Source organism: Mesorhizobium sp. M0960 (assembly GCF_040319055.1).
GTDB lineage: Bacteria > Pseudomonadota > Alphaproteobacteria > Rhizobiales > Rhizobiaceae > Mesorhizobium.
The window spans coordinates 371,478-389,318 of record NZ_JAMYNN010000003.1 but is presented as its reverse complement, the minus strand read 5'-3'; the positions used below and the strand labels follow the sequence as shown (position 1 = coordinate 389,318).

Below are 17,841 nucleotides of genomic sequence, written 5' to 3'. Positions count from 1 at the left end.
CTCTCGGGATGCGCATGCGCTCTCATGGAAGGTCAGGCGGTGCCTGGCCTTTTTCATTTTTGCGCTTCGACCGCCGAAAGAGCGCTGCTCGACGGCCCGGACGTGCTAAGAGGCTGTTTCGAAATTCGCTCTGACGGCCATCAGACGGCCGTCAGAGTAGAATTTCCAAACGGTCTCTGAGGACGTTCCAGCAATTTGAAACCGGCTGCCGTATTGCTTTGTGCGGGATCCTGGCCGAAAGACCAGTCTCGCCACTTTTCGGCGGCGCGCTCCGAACCGGGAGAAAGACCTTGACCGCAACTTCAAAAAGACCCCGCGACCAGGCCGAATCCATTTTTAGCAAGACGCGGACCCAGTCGATGTCGCTCGACCGCATCAATTCCGAACGGGATGCCGTCAGCCAGGCGCGCGAAGCCAAGACCGCGCGGCTGCGCGAACTGCGCCTGGAAAAGGAAGCCGACGACATGGCGGCAGCGGTTGCGCTCGCGGCCTCGCCGAAACGCGCGGGCAAACGCTGATGGCCACCAAACGCGGGCCTCAAAAGGCGATCGCCGCCGATTCGACCATCGCCGATGTCGTGGGTGAGCTCGACAAGCCGGTCGAATATGTCCGGCGCGTGCTCGAAAAGCTCGAGCGCTGCCGGCGTGTCCACGGCGATGCCCAGGTGCGGCTCGGCGTGCGCGGCCGTGCCGAATGCCCCAATTATCTGATCGAATACGTCCGGGAAAACGCCAAGACGCACGAGCGCGTGACCTATCAGGACGCCGCCTACAGCGGCAGCACGCATCGCGAGCTGGCGCCCCGGCACATCGAGGAAGCCAGGAACTGGTCGCCCGAAGAAATGAACATCACGGCCGTTTCGGCGCTCATCGGCCGCCTTCGCAATCCGAATGCGCCATCATCGCGTTTCTCTGACGAGGATTGATATGGCAATCAAGTTTTCCGCCAAGGGCCAGCCGGCCGCGCCTACTGCCGCCGTGAAGCCGGCCAAGCCGGCCGCCGCACCAAAAACCGGTGAAGCCGCCGAAGCGGGTACCGATCTGTTCAGGTCGCCGGCCGAAGCACCGCCGCGCAAGCCGAAGAAGAAATAGCACCCTTGCAGCAAAATGCCGGCCGGAAATCTGCGCCAAGGCTGCTTGCCCTGGCGGTCGCAGAGGATTTTTTGTCGCCACAAGAGGGCGCCGATCCGGTTGCCTTCGATTGCCAGACCTGTGGCGCCTGCTGCGCCTACTCGTCAAGATGGCCGCGCTTTTCAACCGAGGATGACGCGCAACTCGACCTTATCCCGCAAAAATACGTGGCTGCCGATGAAGCCGGCATGCGCTGCGACGGCGCGCGCTGTTCGGCACTGTGCGGCGAGGTCGGCAAGTCGACCGCCTGCGGCATCTACGAGATCCGTCCCGACGTCTGCCGCGCCTGCATGCCGGGCGATGACGACTGCCTGATGGCGCGCCTGGCTCACGGACTGCCGACGCTGTAATGACGGCCCTCGGGCTGGCGTCTCACTTTTGAAATTCGTCAGTCAGATGAGCGAAAGTCGCTGCGGTAGAGGCCGGGCGATCGTCCGGTCAACCGTTTGAATGCCTGCGAGAACGACGGCACCGACTCATATCCGACGGCGCGCCCGATCTCGCCAATGTTCTGGTTCGTTTCCCGCAGAGCCTTGGCGGCAAGGTTCATCCGCCATCGAGTCACATAGGACAGCGGCGGCTGTCCCACGAGTTGAGCGAAGCGACGCGCGAAGGTGGCCCGGGACTGTGCCGCGCCGCTGGCAAGGGAAGCGATAGTCCAGGGACCATCCGGCCGCTCGTGGATCAGGCGCAAAGCCTGCGCAATGCCTTTATCGCGTAAGGCGCCAAACCATCCGCCTGTTCCGAGAGGCTGATGTTCTATCCAGGCACGCAATAAGAAGATCAACGTGCTGTCGAGAAGACGTGGGGCGACAATGTCGTGACCGCCGAGATTGCTTTTTGCTTCGACCTGCAGAAGTTCCAGGGCAAGCCGCAGCGGCTCGCTGGTGTCGATCTGATTTCGGGTCAAATGGATCAGCGGTGGAAGCAGCGAAACCATCGGATATGGTCCGACGCCGTCGAGTGAATATCTCGCACAAAGAAGAGTTGTCGCGCCGCTCTCGCTTTTCGGTTCCAGTCCGCTCCGATTTGCGGAAAGGACGGCGGATATCGATGCCGTCGGTGCATCCGCCGGATTGCAAAGGGCATGCCCGATACCGCTCGCGACAAGGATGACGTCTCCCTCGCCTAAGCGGATCGGCTCCTTTTCACCGGCTAGCCGCAGCCAGCATTCGCCGTTCTGTATGACGTGGATGGCGGCATTCCTTATCGGATCGACCGAAATACCCCATGGCCGATGCAGGGTCGCGCTGCCGATCATGGCGCTGCCAAATCTCAGCGAAGCAAGAACTTCGGACAAGGCATCCATGAGAACCATCCTCCGATGATGAATCGGACAACGATATTAGACGATTGGATAAGAATCTAGCGGAATGGCATATCGACCATCTCACAAGCGTGGCTGATTATGTTGGCAATGTCGGCGTGCGGACGCTCCTGTTCACACCAGGCAGAAGCAGGCACCTCACGGAGCAAAACATGCGTGACGAACCATCAAATCCAGTTACAGCCAAGAGTTATAATTCGCTCGAGACCAACAAGACGATCGTCCTGGACTTCATCGACAAAGCAGTAAACCAGGGCAACATCGAAGCTGCTTCGATGCATTTTGGCGAACGCTACATCCAACATAATCCGAACATTGCGGATGGTGCGGACGGCTTCAAAGCCTATCTGCAGCAGCTCAAACAGTCATTTCCCCTCGTGAGGGGAGAGGTGAAGCGGATTTTTGCCGATGGGGATTTCGTCATCGTGCACATGCACGCAAAACGCGAACCCGAAGAGGAGGGCTTGGCCATCGTCGACATTTTCAGGCTGAACGAGAGTAAGCTAGTCGAACACTGGGAAGTTCGGCAGCCCATCGCGGATAGCAAGCTGCACGCCAATAGCATGATCTGAATGCGGATAGGCTCTCAGGCTGGCTTGTGCCCGCACGTTTCGCTGATTACGCTGCCGGCGGCAGGGCCAGCACCGGGAGACCATCTGTGAGCATCGAATTCCTGTTGACGTCGCTGATTGTCGTGGCTTCGCCCGGCACTGGCGTTCTCTATACGCTGAGCGCCGGGCTTTCGCGTGGTGCGCGTGCCAGCATCATTGCCGCTTTCGGCTGCACGCTCGGCATCATTCCGCATATGGCGGCCGCCATCACCGGCCTCGCGGCTCTGCTGCACACCAGCGCCGTCGCCTTCGAGACGCTGAAATATCTCGGCGTCGCCTACCTGCTCTACATGGCCTGGAACACGCTGAAGGAGAAGGGCGGCCTGAGCGTCGACGAAAATGTCGCGCCGCGCTCGGCCGGCAAAGTGATCACTTCGGGCATCCTCATCAACATCCTCAATCCGAAGCTGTCGATCTTCTTCTTTGCCTTCCTGCCGCAATTCGTCACCACCACCGAACCGCGTGCGCTGTCGAAGATGCTGGAGCTCAGCAGCGTCTTCATGCTGCTCACCTTCGTGGTCTTTGTCGGTTACGGCATCTTCGCGGCGTCGGTCCGCAGCCATGTCGTGTCGCGGCCGAAGGTGCTGACCTGGATGCGCCGCACCTTCGCCGGAGCCTTTGTCATGCTCGGCGCCAAACTGGCGCTGGCGGACCGGTAGATCTCTTTGTTTTGACGCAATTCCGGACGGAAACCGTTTCGCACCTTTCCTGGAATTGCTCTTACCGCTGCGGATCGGCGGGTCCGCCTTCGGTTTCGGGAGCCTCGCCGCCGCCGAAACCGGGCGCAGCGCGAACACCCAGCCGCCAGGCCGATGGGGGGACGCCGATCATCTTCTTGAAGGCACGGCTGAACGCCGCCTCGGACTCGTAGCCGATTTCCGCCGCTATGTTTGCGACGTTGCTGTTGCCGGTGCTGAGCAGTTCCGAGGCAATCTGCATCCGCCATTTGGCGAGATAGTGCACCGGCGGCATCCCGACGAGCCTGGTGAAACGCTCGGCGAGCACGGTGCGCGACAGCGCGGCCTCCTTCGCCAGCGCCTCCACGGTCCAATTGTGCTCGGGCCGATCGTGGATCAGCGCCAGCGCCGTGCGCAGGTGCGGGTCGCGCAGGCCCGCCAGCCAGCCGGTGTGTTGCGGTGGAAGCGACTCCACATAGCGGCGCAGGACGTCGACGAACATGAGCTCGCTGAGCTTGGTGAGCACGGTCTCGCTGCCAGCCCGCTTTTCCGCCACTACCGAGACTGCCAATCTGATGAATTGGCCAAGCCAGCCGGCATCGCCTTTCACGTCCCCGGCCTTGATCACCGGGGGCAATGCATCGAGCAGCGGATTGAATGGCTGTGCGTCGCAGGCAAGATAACCGCAAACGAGCCTAGCCGAGATCGACCCGTCGCTGCCATGGTTGATGTGGAACGGCATTTGGCTGGCGGACGCGATCTCCAGGACATCGGCGGTCGGAGGATCGGCCGCGAGCTCGGGATTGCTCGACATGATGTGCGGGTCGCTGTGGGTGAAGACCACGACTTCGCCGGCCTCCACCGCGATCGCCTCCTTGCCCACGATGCGAGCAAAGCAACGGCCGGCCGTCACCACGTGATAGGAAATCAGGTGGTCCGCGCCGGGCAGGATCTTCGGCAGTATCGATGACGGGGCAGGCGAGCAGACGGCCCATGGATCCTGAGCCTTGATGTCGAAAAACGTCGCGCCGGTGAGACGCACCTTTTTCAAGAGGTCAGACAGAGCGTCCCCGGCCATTCCATCCATGTCCCGTACGTTGCGCGGCAACCCGGCGCGACATCCCTTTCGAGTTCCGGACGCGCTGTCAAGTGAGGCGGACGCCCCGTCATTCCGTTCATTGCCGGAAGCTTTAAACCCCGTCGGCGCTGAGCTCTGTCTCAAATCAGCTGCTGAGCGCAGTCGAACTCAAGAAAAATGAGGATCTAAGTCATGACGGTACATAAGGGCGGATGTTTTTGCGGCGCCGTGGAAATCGAAGTGCACGGAGCGGCCGAGGCGATGGGCTACTGCCATTGCAGTTCCTGTCGTTCGTGGTCGGCGTCTCCCGTGAACGCGTTCACGCTGTGGAAGCCGGAAAACGTCAAGGTCACCAAGGGCGAGGAGTTCCTGTCCGGCTTCGAGAAGTCCAACATGAGCGACCGTCAGTTCTGCACGAAGTGCGGCGGCCATCTGATGACCGATCATCCGCCGCTCGGACTGGTAGACGTCTATGCGGCCACGATACCGACGGTGAAGTTCACGCCGGGGGTTCATGTCAACTACGCCGAGACGGTCCTGCCGATGAAGGACGGATTGCCGAAGCTGAAAGACTTCCCCGCCGAACTCGGGGGCTCGGGTGTGAGCGTGCCGGAGTAACCCGGCAATGACACACGATTTCGAACAGCGACATCTCACGACTGGAGAATATGCATGGACATCACGACATTGCGCGCCGCGCAGGAGCCGATCAAGAATCTATATCGCAAGGATGCGCGCGCGGTGCAGCTTGGCTGACGGCAGCTTGTCGCGCCAAGCGCTATCCCTTCACGTAGCCCATGGCCTCGACAATCTGCCCGTCCGCCACGCGCATCAGGTTGACGCCGCGCAGCGAATTGCCGTCGGCCATCCAGTAGCGCCAGCGGATCGTGGCCCGGTCGCCGGCGACGAAGGTTTCTTCGATGTCGAAGCGCGTGCCGGGTCCGGTCGCGATCGCCGACCACAGTTCGACGCAGGCGCCCTTGCCGATGCGGCGGGCGCCGTCCGGGGCCGGCGTGGTGTTCTCGATCACGCAATCTTCCGCCACCAGATCGTCGAGCGCCGACGCGTCGTGGCGCTGGAAGACGTCGTTGTAGCGCCGCATGATCTCGGCCGTTTCGGCGGAGCGTTTTGCCGCGGCGATGTCGATGATGAGTTCCTGTGTCATTGGATATTCCTTCCCTTCAGTGATCAGCAACGGTTTCGACGAGGCGGCCTTGAGCGTGATCGCCGCGACGCCGGCCAGCGCCCGCGACACGAGGCAGCTCTCCTTGGCCGTCTGCGCCAGCCGCTCGAAATCCCCCGCCGGCAGCCCGGCGACGCTTGCCTCCGTCTCCAACTCGATACGGATGATCGTCGGTCCGGCCGCGGTGGCGCCGAGATGCGCTTTCGCGATCGTGTGGATGCGTGCGGGAGTATAACCTTCGCGGCCCAGGATGGCGCTCAGCGCCATCGAGAAGCAGCCGGCATGCGCCGCCGCGACCAATTCCTCCGGGTTGGTGCCGGGACCGTTCTCGAAACGCGACGGGAAGGAGTAGGCGCCTTCGAATACGCCGCTGCCTAGCCTCAGCCGGCCCGAACCTTCTTTCAACGATCCCTGCCATTGGGCCTCTGCTTCACGAATGGTCATTGTGTCTCTCCTTTGATTTGAGGGGGTCGATCAGATTTTGGGGGCGAACCAGTCAGGCGCCGTCGACGACCACTTTCCCGAAGACGTCGCCTTGCTGGAAATAACGGTAGGCGTCTTGGGCCTCGTCGAAGGCGAACACCTTGTCGATGACTGGCTTAAGCCGATGCACCGAGATGGCGCGCAGCATGGCTTCGAGGTTGGTGCGATTGCCGACGAAGAGGCGGCTGATGGTGGCGAGGCTGCGCTGGTAGACCGGGCCGGGGATCTGCACCGTCCCGCCTTTCGCATCCTGTATGGTGAGAAGCACGATGCGCCCGTAAAGCGCGCAGGCGATCATCGATTGCGCGAAGGTCGGCGGGCCGCCGGTCTCGACGACGAGGTCGATGCCACCGGTTTGCTCGCGCACAGCTGCACCCCATTCCGGCGTGTCGGCCGTCGAGACGACGAGGTCGGCGCCCAGCGCCCGCAGCCGGTCCAGCTTCTCGCCGCGCGAGCTGACTGCCACGACCCGGCAGCCGAGCAGCTTGGCGAATTGCAGCGCAAACAGCGCGACGCCACCTGAACCGATGACCAGAACCCACTGCCCGGGCTTCGGCATCTCGGCCGCCGTCACGGCATTCCAAGCGGTCAGGCCGGCACAGGTCAGTGTCGCCGCTTGATGCCAGTCGAGATGACCGGGAAGCCACACCGCCCATTGCTCGTCGAGCACCGCGTATTCAGTCAGCATCCCGTCCAGCGTGCAGCCAAGCTGGTCGATCAGCCCGGCATTGATGCGGCCATCAATCCAGCGTGCAAAATAGCTGCCGGTGATGCGGTCGCCGGCGGCAAAGCGGGTGACGGCATCTCCGACGGCAACGACTTCCCCGGCACCGTCGCTCAGCGGGACGACGTCTTGGCGCGGCGTCAGCGGATAGGTGCCGTTGAGGATCATCGTATCGCGGCGGTTGAGCGATGTGGCGCGGACACGCACGACGATCTCGTGCGGCTTCGGCGTCGGCTGCGTCCCGTCGCGCATCACCAGGCACTTGGTCACGCCGGTTCCTTCAAGACGATAACGACGCATTCGCCCCTCGCTGATATATAGACTGATCTACATATTATATAGACCGGTTGTCATATTCGAGGCAAGGCCTATAATGCTCATTCCTGACAGAGGTTGACATGGCGAACGACACCCGCATCCGCATACTCGAGACAACGGCGCTGCTGCTGAGGCAGCGCGGCTACCACGGCACGTCGCTCAACGACATATTGAGTGCCTCAGGTGCACCGAGAGGCTCGCTCTACTTCCACTTTCCGGGCGGCAAGGATCAACTGGTCGTCGAGGTTACGCGCGATAGCGTCGCCGATGTGACGCAGAGGCTGGACGCCGCGCTCGCTGCCGAAAAAGATCCGGCGGTGGCGGTCCACCACATCTACCAATCGGTCGCGCGCATGCTGGAAGACAACCAGTTCACGCTCGGTTGCCCGATCGCGCCCGTGGTGTTGGATTCGCCGACCGACATGCCGGAGTTGGCTGAGTTGTGCCGGTCGGCCTTCGAGCAATGGATAGGCCTGCTCAGGGCGGCCTTCGTCAGGGCAGGGGTGCCCGAGCGCCGCGCGCACGCGCTGGCGCTGCTGGTCGAATCATCGCTGGAAGGGCTGATGGTGATCGCACGCGCCACCCGCGACCGCGCCCCGGTGCTGGCGGTAGCCGATGAGGTCGCGGCGCTGATTGAGGGGGCATTGCCGGCGAAAGAGATCGCAGTCACGGCGCATTGACGTTTCGCGCTTCCACGGCATCGAGGCCAGCGCGGAGCCCTGCCGAAGGGCCGACGCTCCAGCTCTGCAATTCACGTTCTGCGCCGACGCCGAAGAAACGGTCAGGGGTATGCTTCCGCTTGCTTTGGAATCGGACCGCCTCTCATCCTCCGTCCCATCAACGAAAAAGGGCGACCTCTCGGCCGCCCTTTCCGTACATGAAGGCTGATGGGTTGGATTAGAAATCCATACCGCCCATGCCGCCCATGCCGCCGCCGCCCATGCCGCCAGGCATGCCGCCGCCAGCCGACTCCTTCTTCGGAGCCTCCGCAATCATGGCTTCGGTGGTGACCAGCAGGCCGGCGACCGAGGCCGCGTCCTGCAGAGCCGTGCGCACAACCTTGACCGGATCGACGATACCCATGGCGATCATGTCGCCATATTCGCCGGTTTGGGCGTTGTAGCCAAAGGTCGCGCCCTTGTTCTCAAGGATCTTGCCGGCAACGATCGATGCTTCCGCACCGGCGTTGGCCGCGATCTGACGGGCCGGAGCCTGCAGCGCGCGACGCACGATGCTGATGCCGGCGGTCTGGTCGGAGTTGGCGCCGGTTGCCTTGATGCTCAGCGAAGCGCGCAGCAGTGCGACGCCGCCGCCGGGAACGATGCCTTCTTCGACGGCCGCACGCGTCGCGTTGAGGGCGTCATCGACGCGGTCCTTCTTTTCCTTGACTTCCACTTCGGTCGCACCGCCGACGCGGATGACGGCAACGCCGCCCGCCAGCTTGGCGAGACGTTCCTGCAGCTTCTCCTTGTCGTAGTCCGAGGTGGTCTCCTCGATCTGCTGCTTGATCTGGGCGACGCGGCCTTGGATCTCGGCCTTCTTGCCGGCGCCGTCGACGATGGTGGTGTTCTCCTTGGAGATCGACACCTTCTTGGCGCGGCCGAGCATGTTCAGGCCGACATTCTCGAGCTTGATGCCGAGGTCTTCGGAGATGACCTGGCCACCGGTGAGGATAGCGATGTCTTCCAGCATGGCCTTGCGGCGATCACCGAAGCCAGGCGCCTTGACGGCGGCGATCTTCAGGCCGCCACGCAGCTTGTTGACGACGAGCGTGGCCAGGGCCTCGCCCTCGACGTCTTCCGAAATGATGACCAGCGGCTTCGAGGTCTGCACGACAGCCTCGAGGATCGGCAGCATGGCCTGCAGGTTGGAGAGCTTCTTCTCGTGGAGAAGAATGTAGGCGTCTTCCAGATCCGCAACCATCTTCTCGGCGTTGGTGACGAAGTAGGGCGAGAGATAACCGCGGTCGAACTGCATGCCTTCGACGACTTCGAGCTCGGTCTCGGCGGTCTTGGCTTCCTCGACGGTGATGACGCCCTCATTGCCGACCTTCTGCATCGCTTCCGCGATCATCGAGCCGACCGAAACGTCGCCATTGCCGGCGATGGTGCCGACCTGGGCAACCTCTTCCGAGGTCTTGATCTTCTTGGCGTTCTTGATCAGCGTCGCGACGACGTCGGCGACGGCGAGGTCGATGCCGCGCTTGAGGTCCATCGGGTTCATGCCGGCGGCAACCGCCTTGTGGCCTTCCTGGACGATCGACTGTGCCAGAACGGTCGCGGTCGTGGTGCCGTCGCCGGCGATGTCGTTGGTCTTCGAAGCAACTTCGCGGACCATCTGCGCGCCCATGTTCTCGAACTTGTCTTCAAGCTCGATTTCCTTGGCGACGGTGACGCCGTCCTTGGTAATGCGCGGTGCGCCGAACGACTTGTCGATGACGACGTTGCGGCCCTTGGGGCCGAGCGTGACCTTCACCGCGTCGGCGAGGATGTTGACGCCGCGCAGCATGCGCTCACGAGCGTCGCGGGAGAATTTTACGTCTTTGGCAGCCATTTTTAGCTCCTGGCAGGGGCTTGGATTGAGCCCGAAAATTCAGTTGAGGGTGAGGCCGGTATTCAGCCGATGATGCCCATGATGTCGGCTTCCTTCATGATCAGAAGGTCTTCGCCATTGAGCTTGACTTCGGTGCCCGACCACTTGCCGAACAGGATGCGGTCGCCGGCCTTGACGTCCAGCGGGACGAGCTTGCCGGCTTCGTCACGGGCGCCGGAACCGACGGCGATGATCTCGCCTTCCTGCGGCTTTTCCTTCGCCGTGTCGGGAATGATGATCCCGCCCGCGGTCTTGGATTCGGATTCGACCCGACGAACGACCACGCGGTCATGAAGCGGGCGGAACTTCGACTTTGCCATTTTTTATTCCTCGATGAGAATGGTGAGAACAGTTCCTCCGTCCGGCGGCGCCGGACATGGTTAGCACTCATCTTGGGGGAGTGCTAACGTGGCGCTGAAATAGTCTGGCAACTCGCGCGAGTCAAGGCGCCCGGTGAGCATCATCAGGACAATTGCTTCAAACGGATGCTTCAAACAGATACTTGACCAAGTCAACTAAATCGCTAATCTTGCCCGGAGGAGGATGCCATGACCATTCATCATCACCCAGGCAAGGAGCGGATCGACGCGGTGCGGGCCTTCAACCGCTTTTATACCCGCCAGATCGGGCTGCTCGACGAAGGGCTGCTGAAAAGCACCTTCTCGCTGACCGAGGCGCGGGTGCTCTATGAGCTGGCGCATCGCGATGGCCTGACCGCCACGGATCTTGGGCGCGATCTCGGCCTCGATGCCGGTTATCTCAGCCGGCTGCTGAAGAAGTTCGAGGAGCGTGATCTGGTCGAGCGTGCCACGATCGAGGCGGATGCGCGGCGCTCGTCGATCGCGCTGACCAAGGCCGGGCGGCAGGCCTTCGCACCGCTGAACCAGGGCTCGCACGACCAGGTCGCGGCTTTGCTCGACCGGCTTTCGGATGCCGAACAGGACAGGCTGGTCAAAGCCATGCAGACGGTGCAGCGTTTGCTGGGCGGAAGCGCCGAGCCCAAAATTCCCTATATGCTGCGGCCTCTGCAAGTCGGCGACATCGGCTGGATTATTCGTCGCCAGGGCCTGCTCTACGCGCAGGAATATGGCTGGGACGAAACCTATGAAGCGCTGGTCGCCGAAATCCTCGGTGCCTTCGTCAAATCCTTCGATCCGAAATGGGAACGCAGCTGGATCGCCGAGCGGGAAGGCGAGGTCGTCGGCTCCGTCTTCGTCGTGCGCCAGTCGGACGCGGTGGCGAAATTGCGCCTGCTCTACGTCGAGCCCTCGGCGCGAGGTCTCGGCATCGGCAAGCGGCTGGTCGAGGAATGTATCGGCTTTTGCCGCGCCACGGGTTACAGGACACTGACGCTGTGGACCAACGACGTGCTCGCCGCCGCCCGCCACATCTATGAGGCTGCGGGCTTTAAATTGACCAACGAGGAGCGCCACCATTCCTTCGGCAAGGATCTGGTCGGCCAGAACTGGAATTTGGAGTTGTAGCAGCGCTTCCGGCGCTTCGGCGCCGGCCTGCCGTACCTCACCCTTTGACCGGTATCCAGATTTCCAGCCCGCCATTGCCGCTGCGCGGATCAAATTCGGGGCCGTAGCGCTCGAATTCCGGCGCATCGGCGATCTCGTGCCCAGAGGCTGGCAGCCATTTGTTCCAGATCGTGTTGACCGTGCGGCGGATGGTCGAGATATGGTCACGATGGGCGAACACGGCGTATTTCTGCGCCGGCACGCGCACACGCCAAAACTCCCTCGGCAGGTCCGAAAAATCGGACACTTCGACGCCAGCGATGTAGTCGAAATTGCCGGCGTCGTCGCCGTTGACGCAGACGCCATAGGCGACGTCGCCGATCTCGCCTGGAATGTTGCCAATATAGGGGCCGAACCGCTGCCACTGCATCGGGATGCCGGCGCTGGTTTCGCAGCTGTAACGCTCGCCGAGACCGGCGATGAGAAACGGCCGGCTGGTCTCAAAACGCGGTGGTTCGAGAGTGGCGAGAAAGGACTGGTCCATCAGGATCGGCTCCACAAGATCGAGGTTGTCGAGCGAGCCTTGTGCGCGTACCAGTTCCGGCGTGGTGCCGAACTGGTCGCGGAAGGCGCGGGTGAAGGCCTCATGCGAGGCATAGCCGGCGTCGAGCGCGACCGAGAGGATGTCGGGTGCGCCGGCGCCAAGCTTGCGCGCCGCTTCGGTCAGTCGGCGAGAACGGACGTAGCTCATCACCGAACGGCCGGTAGCCGCGCCGAAAGCCCGCGTCACATGAAAGCGCGACACCCCGCTGCTCTTGGCGACATCGTCCAGCGAGACTGCTTCGGGCAGATGGCTTTCGACGAACCACAGCGCCTTCTCGGTCGGATTCATTTGGCACCTCGCATTGGCCCAGTCTCCGCATTGGCCCAGTCTTTACATGGCCCAGTCTTTACATTGGCCATGTCTTATATTGGCAAGATTATGGTGCCGCTTCCTGGCGGAGGCAGTTTGATCGAAATTGCGCACTGCGCAAATCGAGAGCGACGGTCGTCGGCAATTCGCAGGCGTCGCGCGAAAAGGCTTGACAGGAAGCGGGCAAACGTCCTTTTAAATGTAACGTTATTACATCACGAGGTCTATATGGCTCCTTCTGACAAGACTTATTGCGCTGTGATTGGCGGAAAACTAGGGTGGCTGACTGATGGTCCCCGAGTCGAAAGGCAAGGGGTGAAAAGGGAACACGGTGAGATCTTCGGATCGAGGCCGTGGCTGCCCCCGCAACTGTAAGCGGTTAGCAAAATCCGAAGTGCCACTGGCCGGCAAGGCTGGGAAGGCAGGATGGCGCAAAGACCCGCGAGCCAGGAGACCTGCCATCAGCATGAGTTGACCGGACGGGGTGTGCCGGGAGGAGACGTGGACATCGGTCTTGTCGGCCGGTCCGTCCAGCTTCCTTCCGTCGCCATTGAGAAAGTGACGGTAAGTTGGACGCCTCCCAGCCTCTTCTTGAAGCGTGTGAACTGAGCGCGACGACGAATGGCCGGTGCCTGGTCAGCGCGGTGAGCCTTTCGATAGCGCCGGGCGACCGCCTCGCCATCATCGGCCCCAACGGCGCCGGCAAGACGACGCTGCTGCGCATGCTATGCGGTACGCTGCGGCCAAGCGCGGGAGATGTGAGATTTTCCGGACGCCGGCTGGAGAGGTTTTCGGACGCCGAGCGGGCACTGCACATGGCGGTCGTTGGCCAGACCGACCAGCCTGATCCGCGGCTTGCCGTGATCGACTACGTCGAGCTTGGGCGCGTCCCGCATGCCGGCTTGCGACGGAGGAGCGAGCAACGCGACATCGTCATTGAAGCACTTCGCAGAACCGGCCTGCTGCCGCTGCTCGGCCGCACGATCGGCTCGCTATCCGGTGGCGAGCGGCAACGCGCCCAGTTGGCGCGCGCCATCGCCCAGGAGCCCAAAATCCTGTTCCTCGATGAACCGACCAATCATCTCGATCCGCGCGCCCGCAGCGACCTTCTCGAACTCGTATCGCAGTTTGGCATGACCGTCGTGGCGGTGCTTCATGATCTGTCGCTTGTCACGCCATTTGCCACCAGGGTCGCGGTGATGAACGAGGCCCGCCTGCAGGCACTTGCCAGTCCGCGCGAGGCGCTGACCAAGAAGTTGATCCGCGAGATTTTCGGCGTTGACGTGCTTTGGCTGCGCCATCCCACCGAAGACCGCGAACTCACGGTCTTCGACGTTCCGAACCGCGCCTCTTCACATCCCGATTTGACCAAGGAGCAACATCCGTGAAACGCCTCGTACTGTCTTTTGCCTCCCTCCTACTTGCCCAGACCGCCTTCGCTTTCCCGGTAACCGTTGATAGCTGCGGCACGCCGCTGACGTTCGACGCCGCGCCGAAGCGCGCCGTCATCCAAGATCTGAACATGGCGGAGATGGCCTTCGCGCTGGGGCTGCAACCATCGATCGTCGGCCTGACCGGCATCACCGGATGGTATAAGGTCGGTCCGGAATTCAAGGCCGAGCAGGGCGCGATCCCGGAACTCGCGCCGAAATACCCGACCCTCGAAAACCTCGTCGCCGTCGAGCCCGATTTCTTCTTCGCCGGCTGGTATTACGGCATGAAGCCTGGCGGCGAGGTGACGCCCGATACGCTGGCCCCGCACGGTATCAAGACGCTGGTGCCGACGGAAAGTTGCGTCCATCTCGACCAGAACCGCCCCGCAGCCTCGATGGACCTGCTCTATGGTGATGTCGAAAAGCTGGGCAAGATTTTTGGCAAGGAGGCGGAGGCGGGAAAGCTTGTTTCGAACTGGAAGGCGCAGCTCGCCGATATCACGGCAAAGATCGGCGACCGCACGGGAACGCGTGTGTTTCTTTACGACTCCGGCGAAGACAAACCCTTCACATCAGGCAAGTTCGCGATCCCCAGCGCCATGATCGCCGCAGCCGGCGGCGACAACATCATGGCCGACATGCCGACGAGCTGGGGCAATACGGATTGGGAGACGGTGGCGGCCCGCAATCCGCAATTTCTTATCCTGCTCGACTACCAGGACGGCGGCTACAGAAAACTGCTCGATTTCCTGAAAGCTCATCCGGCGATGAAGGAGACTGAGGCGGTCAAAAATGAGCACTTCATTGCGCTGCGCTATGCCGAACTGACGCCTGGGCCTGCCAACATCGAGGCGATCGGCAAGATCGCCAGGGCGATGCACCCGGAAGCTTTCTGAGCTTGCGCCAGAGAGCGTTCGAATTGGCGATGACAGCAGGAGCAGCAGCGATTGCCGCTCTTGCTCTGCTGTCGATTGCCTATGGATCGACGGTCATCGCGTTGAGCGACGTGATTGCTGCGCTCGGACATGCCGCCGGGCTGGACGGAGACATCGTGTCCGGTCCGGCCGGCAAGATCCCGATTGCCAAGATCGTCCTCGATCTTAGGCTACCGCGCACGATTATGGCCATCTGTGTCGGCGCCGGGCTGGGCGTCATCGGCGCGCTGCTGCAGACGGTAACGCGCAACGACCTCGCAGATCCGTTCTTGTTCGGCCTGTCGTCCGGAGCCGCGGCCGGCGCGGTTTCCGTCATCACCATTTTTGGCGACCATTTCGGTATCTGGACGTTGCCGGTCGCGGCCTTCACGGGCGGCGTATTGGCCGCCGGCATCGTGCTTTTGCTGGTTTCGCGGGTGAGGGGGCAAGGCCCCGAACGGCTGATCCTCGCCGGGCTTGCCGTCTCGTTCATGTTCACCGCCTTGACTAACTATCTCGTCTTTGCCGGAGACCAGCGCGCCGCTCACTCGGTGTTGTTCTGGACGATGGGCGGGCTCGGGCTGGCCCGTTGGGACAATATCGAGCTGGCTGCTCTGGGCGCAGGCACCATCCTTGTTTATGGACTTTGGAACCACCGCCGGCTCGACGCTTTCCTGGCCGGCGAGAATGCCGCTGAAAGCCTCGGCGTCCCGGTTGCGCGGATGCGCAGGATGACATTTCTCGTCGCCGCTTTCTCGACGGCGATCCTTGTCTCGGTCGCAGGCGTCATAGGTTTCGTTGGCTTGATGATCCCACATCTGTCCAGGACCCTGGCCGGCCCGCTTCATCTGCGCCTGATTGCAAGCTGCGCCCTCTTCGGAGCGGTGCTGTTGCTGGCAAGCGACCTTCTCGCGCGCACGCTGCTGCCGCCGCAGGAACTGCCGATCGGCATCATCACCAGTTCGGTCGGCGCTTTCTTCGTGGTCACGATGCTCATTCGCAATCGCTCATGATGTGACTGCCATGTTTGCCGCCTTCTGGCACAATCCGGGTTCCTTGAATTATGAGCACGCTTATTATATATGTCGCTCATGGTTTCCGACGGCATCGACAGATTGGGCTTTTTGATCCACGACGTGCAGCGCCTGATGCGCAAGCGCTTCGAGGCGCGCGCCAGTGGTTTCGGCCTTTCTTCGGCGCAATGGCGGCTTCTGGTCCGTGTCGCCAAGGAGGCGGGTGTCGCGCAGGCGCGGCTTGCCGAGCTTCTCGAAATCGAGCCGATCAGCGTCTCGCGCCTTGTCGATCGCATGGAGGAGGGCGGCTGGATCGAGCGCCGTCCCGACGCAACCGACAGACGAGTGCGCATGATTTTCCCGACCGCCAAGGCGAACGCAGCCTACGCCCACGTCAAGAGCCTTGCCGGCGAGGTGTATGAGGAATCGCTCGTTGGCGTTTCGCCGGAAGATCGCCGCGTCCTGGTCAAGGCGCTGGAGACAATGGTGCAGAATCTTGCGGATGGTGAGACGCCGCCCTCGGAAAAAGTGAAGAATACGGAAGGCGCAGCAGCATGAACGCGGTAGCCAAAGTAGATAAGAATGCGGCCAAGCTGGAGATGGAAGCTCCCGCGAAGCCGGCGGCAGCTCCGGTCACGGTCGCTCCGCAGGTAGCTCCGGCGCCAGTGGCGCCGAAGAAGAAGCGTCGTGCCGGCCGCTTCCTTTTGATGTTTGTGCTGCCCGCTGCGTTGATCGCCGGCGGCAGCTATGTCTGGGTGACCGGCGGCCGCTATCAGGAGACCGAGAACGCCAATCTGCAGCAGGCCAAGGTGTCGATAGCCGCCGATACGGCGGGCCGCATCGTTCAGGTCGATATTTTCGACAACCAGTCTGTCAAGCAGGGCGACGTGTTGTTCGCCATCGATCCCGAGCCCTACCGGATCGCATTGGCCCAGGCCGATGCGGCGGTGGCCGGCGCGCGGCTCAATGTCGAGCAGCTGCGTGCGGCCTATAGCCAGGCGCTGGCGCAAGAGAAGTCCGACGAAAGCCAGGTCCAGTACGCGCAGTCGCAGTATGACCGCGCCGCCGACCTTGCCCGCAAGGGCATCAACGCCAAGTCGTCGCTGGACGAGGCCAAGAACGACCTCGACAAGGCCAAGCAGCAGCTGGCCGTGGCCCAGCAAGGGATCGTCAGCGCCAAGGCGGCACTTGGCGGCAATCCCGACATCGAGACCGACAAGCATCCGACAGTGATGGCGGCGCTCGCCGCACGCAACAAGGCGGCCTACGATCTGGTCCAGACAACAGTCAAAGCGCCTGCCGACGGCATCATCAGCCAGGCCGCTTCGTTCAAGGTCGGCCAGTATGTCGGCTCGGGCACGCCGCTGTTTTCGCTGGTCGAGACCGGCGATACCTGGGTCGACGCCAATTTCAAGGAAACCCAGCTCACCAACATGAATCCGGGCCAAAAGGCCGAAATCGTGGTCGACACCTATCCGGGCAAGACGTTCGAAGCCACCGTCAAGGCGATTGGCGCCGGCACCGGGGCCGAGTTCTCGCTGCTGCCCGCGCAGAACGCCACCGGCAACTGGGTCAAGGTCACGCAGCGCATTCCGGTCCGCCTGGAGTTGACCGACGCCGACGCCAAGATGGCGCTGCGCACCGGCATGAGCGCGACCGTCACGGTGGACACCGGCGTTTCCCGCGGGCTGCCGGGCATTTTCCGCCGCGCCACGGCAGGCGAGGCCAAGTAAAGAGGCCTGACAGCGGCCGCATGGCAAACAGCGAGATGGATGCAGGTGACAGGATTGGTCCGAGGGAGGCGCAGGAAGAGTTGAATGCGTAGACGGGCTGCGCTGCGGCCTGGCTAAACCAGACAACGTTGCGCAGGATCTTCGGTCCTCAGGTTTCCGGGCGGCAGGCGCCCGCTTTGTCGAGACGCTCAGTCGATGTAACCCCCACATCGATGCTCGCGTCCCACCGCGATGAGGGTCTCTCTGCAG

At 62.3% G+C, this 17,841-nt stretch carries 21 protein-coding genes, 1 pseudogene and 1 riboswitch; of the genes and pseudogenes, 14 read left to right on the top strand and 8 right to left on the bottom strand.

The genetic code is table 11. The features are described from left to right. Positions 1-290 precede the first annotated feature (290 nt). From NKH63_RS10170 to NKH63_RS10155, 4 genes are all read left to right on the top strand, one after another. A complete protein-coding gene (locus NKH63_RS10170; RefSeq protein ID WP_352481748.1) occupies positions 291-518 on the top strand; it encodes a hypothetical protein in 228 nt (75 codons plus the stop codon). Then, the gene (locus tag NKH63_RS10165; RefSeq protein WP_352481747.1) at positions 518-925 is read left to right on the top strand and encodes a hypothetical protein; all 408 of its coding nucleotides are present in this window, start codon (positions 518-520) and stop codon (positions 923-925) included. Before NKH63_RS10170 ends, NKH63_RS10165 begins: the two co-directional genes overlap by 1 nt. Position 926: 1 nt before the next feature. After that, positions 927-1,091, top strand: coding sequence for a hypothetical protein (locus NKH63_RS10160; protein WP_352481746.1), 165 nt, complete (start codon positions 927-929; stop codon positions 1,089-1,091). 71 nt (positions 1,092-1,162) lie between these two features. Continuing rightward, the gene (locus NKH63_RS10155) at positions 1,163-1,480 is read left to right on the top strand and encodes a YkgJ family cysteine cluster protein (protein ID WP_036245865.1); all 318 of its coding nucleotides are present in this window, start codon (positions 1,163-1,165) and stop codon (positions 1,478-1,480) included. 38 nt (positions 1,481-1,518) lie between these two features. On the opposite strand, the gene NKH63_RS10150 is transcribed toward NKH63_RS10155, so the two are convergent. Continuing rightward, entirely contained in the window at positions 1,519-2,439 is a 921-nt protein-coding gene (locus NKH63_RS10150; RefSeq protein WP_352481745.1) for an AraC family transcriptional regulator, read from the bottom strand. A 170-nt stretch (positions 2,440-2,609) separates the two neighbouring features. Here NKH63_RS10150 and NKH63_RS10145 point away from each other — a divergent pair, with 170 nt between their 5' ends. Both NKH63_RS10145 and NKH63_RS10140 read left to right on the top strand, forming a co-directional pair. Next, positions 2,610-3,029 (top strand): nuclear transport factor 2 family protein, encoded by a 420-nt coding sequence (locus NKH63_RS10145; protein ID WP_352481744.1) that lies wholly within the window; start codon positions 2,610-2,612, stop codon positions 3,027-3,029. 86 nt (positions 3,030-3,115) lie between these two features. Next, the gene (locus NKH63_RS10140) at positions 3,116-3,727 is read left to right on the top strand and encodes a LysE family translocator (protein WP_352481743.1); all 612 of its coding nucleotides are present in this window, start codon (positions 3,116-3,118) and stop codon (positions 3,725-3,727) included. Positions 3,728-3,788: 61 nt separating this feature from the next. Here NKH63_RS10140 and NKH63_RS10135 read toward each other — a convergent pair whose 3' ends face one another. Beyond that, positions 3,789-4,823 (bottom strand): AraC family transcriptional regulator, encoded by a 1,035-nt coding sequence (locus NKH63_RS10135; RefSeq protein ID WP_352481742.1) that lies wholly within the window; start codon positions 4,821-4,823, stop codon positions 3,789-3,791. A gap of 192 nt (positions 4,824-5,015) precedes the next feature. Between NKH63_RS10135 and NKH63_RS10130 the strand changes: the two genes are divergently transcribed. Then, positions 5,016-5,441 (top strand): GFA family protein, encoded by a 426-nt coding sequence (locus tag NKH63_RS10130; protein WP_031195266.1) that lies wholly within the window; start codon positions 5,016-5,018, stop codon positions 5,439-5,441. 160 nt (positions 5,442-5,601) lie between these two features. On the opposite strand, the gene NKH63_RS10125 is transcribed toward NKH63_RS10130, so the two are convergent. From NKH63_RS10125 to NKH63_RS10115, 3 genes and pseudogenes are all read right to left on the bottom strand, one after another. Beyond that, complete coding sequence (locus NKH63_RS10125) at positions 5,602-5,988, bottom strand: nuclear transport factor 2 family protein (protein ID WP_352481906.1); 387 nt, start codon at positions 5,986-5,988, stop codon at positions 5,602-5,604. A 105-nt stretch (positions 5,989-6,093) separates the two neighbouring features. After that, positions 6,094-6,450, bottom strand: a pseudogene (locus tag NKH63_RS10120) (OsmC family peroxiredoxin); the annotation flags it as partial. A 52-nt stretch (positions 6,451-6,502) separates the two neighbouring features. Then, positions 6,503-7,513: a zinc-dependent alcohol dehydrogenase family protein gene (locus tag NKH63_RS10115; protein ID WP_352481741.1), complete on the bottom strand. Its 1,011-nt coding sequence runs from the start codon at positions 7,511-7,513 to the stop codon at positions 6,503-6,505. 98 nt (positions 7,514-7,611) lie between these two features. On the opposite strand from NKH63_RS10115, the gene NKH63_RS10110 reads away from it, so the two are divergent. Continuing rightward, on the top strand, positions 7,612-8,211 hold the full coding sequence (locus NKH63_RS10110; protein ID WP_352481740.1) for a TetR/AcrR family transcriptional regulator: 600 nt from the start codon (positions 7,612-7,614) through the stop codon (positions 8,209-8,211). Between the two features lie 217 nt (positions 8,212-8,428). Here NKH63_RS10110 and groL read toward each other — a convergent pair whose 3' ends face one another. Together groL and groES are read right to left on the bottom strand one after the other, a co-directional pair. Then, positions 8,429-10,084: a chaperonin GroEL gene (gene groL, locus NKH63_RS10105; RefSeq protein WP_352481739.1), complete on the bottom strand. Its 1,656-nt coding sequence runs from the start codon at positions 10,082-10,084 to the stop codon at positions 8,429-8,431. 62 nt (positions 10,085-10,146) lie between these two features. Continuing rightward, on the bottom strand, positions 10,147-10,443 hold the full coding sequence (gene groES / locus NKH63_RS10100) for a co-chaperone GroES (RefSeq protein WP_006333965.1): 297 nt from the start codon (positions 10,441-10,443) through the stop codon (positions 10,147-10,149). Positions 10,444-10,671: 228 nt separating this feature from the next. On the opposite strand from groES, the gene NKH63_RS10095 reads away from it, so the two are divergent. Further along, positions 10,672-11,607 carry a bifunctional helix-turn-helix transcriptional regulator/GNAT family N-acetyltransferase gene (locus NKH63_RS10095; protein ID WP_352481738.1) on the top strand — a complete coding sequence of 312 codons (936 nt, stop codon included), beginning with the start codon at positions 10,672-10,674 and terminating at the stop codon, positions 11,605-11,607. 37 nt (positions 11,608-11,644) lie between these two features. Here NKH63_RS10095 and NKH63_RS10090 read toward each other — a convergent pair whose 3' ends face one another. Beyond that, entirely contained in the window at positions 11,645-12,478 is an 834-nt protein-coding gene (locus NKH63_RS10090) for a GyrI-like domain-containing protein (RefSeq protein WP_352481737.1), read from the bottom strand. 294 nt (positions 12,479-12,772) lie between these two features. Then, a riboswitch (cobalamin riboswitch) is annotated at positions 12,773-12,976 on the top strand. Positions 12,977-13,068: 92 nt separating this feature from the next. Here NKH63_RS10090 and NKH63_RS10085 point away from each other — a divergent pair. From NKH63_RS10085 to NKH63_RS10065, 5 genes are all read left to right on the top strand, one after another. Continuing rightward, on the top strand, positions 13,069-13,887 hold the full coding sequence (locus NKH63_RS10085; RefSeq protein WP_352481736.1) for an ABC transporter ATP-binding protein: 819 nt from the start codon (positions 13,069-13,071) through the stop codon (positions 13,885-13,887). Continuing rightward, positions 13,884-14,828: an ABC transporter substrate-binding protein gene (locus tag NKH63_RS10080; protein WP_023717105.1), complete on the top strand. Its 945-nt coding sequence runs from the start codon at positions 13,884-13,886 to the stop codon at positions 14,826-14,828. Before NKH63_RS10085 ends, NKH63_RS10080 begins: the two co-directional genes overlap by 4 nt. 29 nt (positions 14,829-14,857) lie before the next feature. After that, positions 14,858-15,859, top strand: a complete 1,002-nt coding sequence (locus tag NKH63_RS10075) for a FecCD family ABC transporter permease (protein WP_352481735.1) — start codon at positions 14,858-14,860, stop codon at positions 15,857-15,859. Between the two features lie 78 nt (positions 15,860-15,937). Beyond that, the gene (locus NKH63_RS10070) at positions 15,938-16,417 is read left to right on the top strand and encodes a MarR family winged helix-turn-helix transcriptional regulator (protein WP_023717107.1); all 480 of its coding nucleotides are present in this window, start codon (positions 15,938-15,940) and stop codon (positions 16,415-16,417) included. Next, positions 16,414-17,592: an HlyD family secretion protein gene (locus NKH63_RS10065; protein ID WP_023717108.1), complete on the top strand. Its 1,179-nt coding sequence runs from the start codon at positions 16,414-16,416 to the stop codon at positions 17,590-17,592. The genes NKH63_RS10070 and NKH63_RS10065 overlap by 4 nt, the downstream gene beginning before the upstream one ends. Positions 17,593-17,841 lie beyond the last annotated feature (249 nt).

Excerpts from the sequence above, each read along its gene's own strand:
- NKH63_RS10065 (WP_023717108.1), top strand. The coding sequence starts at position 16,414 with ATGAACGCGGTAGCCAAAGTAGATAAGAATGCGGCCAAGCTGGAGATG.
- NKH63_RS10130 (WP_031195266.1), top strand. The coding sequence starts at position 5,016 with ATGACGGTACATAAGGGCGGATGTTTTTGCGGCGCCGTGGAAATCGAA.
- NKH63_RS10075 (WP_352481735.1), top strand. The coding sequence starts at position 14,858 with ATGACAGCAGGAGCAGCAGCGATTGCCGCTCTTGCTCTGCTGTCGATT.
- NKH63_RS10115 (WP_352481741.1), bottom strand. The coding sequence starts at position 7,513 with ATGCGTCGTTATCGTCTTGAAGGAACCGGCGTGACCAAGTGCCTGGTG.
- groL (WP_352481739.1), bottom strand. The coding sequence starts at position 10,084 with ATGGCTGCCAAAGACGTAAAATTCTCCCGCGACGCTCGTGAGCGCATG.
- NKH63_RS10070 (WP_023717107.1), top strand. The coding sequence starts at position 15,938 with ATGGTTTCCGACGGCATCGACAGATTGGGCTTTTTGATCCACGACGTG.
- NKH63_RS10160 (WP_352481746.1), top strand. The coding sequence starts at position 927 with ATGGCAATCAAGTTTTCCGCCAAGGGCCAGCCGGCCGCGCCTACTGCC.
- NKH63_RS10125 (WP_352481906.1), bottom strand. The coding sequence starts at position 5,988 with ATGACACAGGAACTCATCATCGACATCGCCGCGGCAAAACGCTCCGCC.
- groES (WP_006333965.1), bottom strand. The coding sequence starts at position 10,443 with ATGGCAAAGTCGAAGTTCCGCCCGCTTCATGACCGCGTGGTCGTTCGT.
- NKH63_RS10150 (WP_352481745.1), bottom strand. The coding sequence starts at position 2,439 with ATGGATGCCTTGTCCGAAGTTCTTGCTTCGCTGAGATTTGGCAGCGCC.
- NKH63_RS10110 (WP_352481740.1), top strand. The coding sequence starts at position 7,612 with ATGGCGAACGACACCCGCATCCGCATACTCGAGACAACGGCGCTGCTG.
- NKH63_RS10145 (WP_352481744.1), top strand. The coding sequence starts at position 2,610 with ATGCGTGACGAACCATCAAATCCAGTTACAGCCAAGAGTTATAATTCG.
- NKH63_RS10135 (WP_352481742.1), bottom strand. The coding sequence starts at position 4,823 with ATGGCCGGGGACGCTCTGTCTGACCTCTTGAAAAAGGTGCGTCTCACC.
- NKH63_RS10165 (WP_352481747.1), top strand. The coding sequence starts at position 518 with ATGGCCACCAAACGCGGGCCTCAAAAGGCGATCGCCGCCGATTCGACC.
- NKH63_RS10095 (WP_352481738.1), top strand. The coding sequence starts at position 10,672 with ATGACCATTCATCATCACCCAGGCAAGGAGCGGATCGACGCGGTGCGG.
- NKH63_RS10090 (WP_352481737.1), bottom strand. The coding sequence starts at position 12,478 with ATGAATCCGACCGAGAAGGCGCTGTGGTTCGTCGAAAGCCATCTGCCC.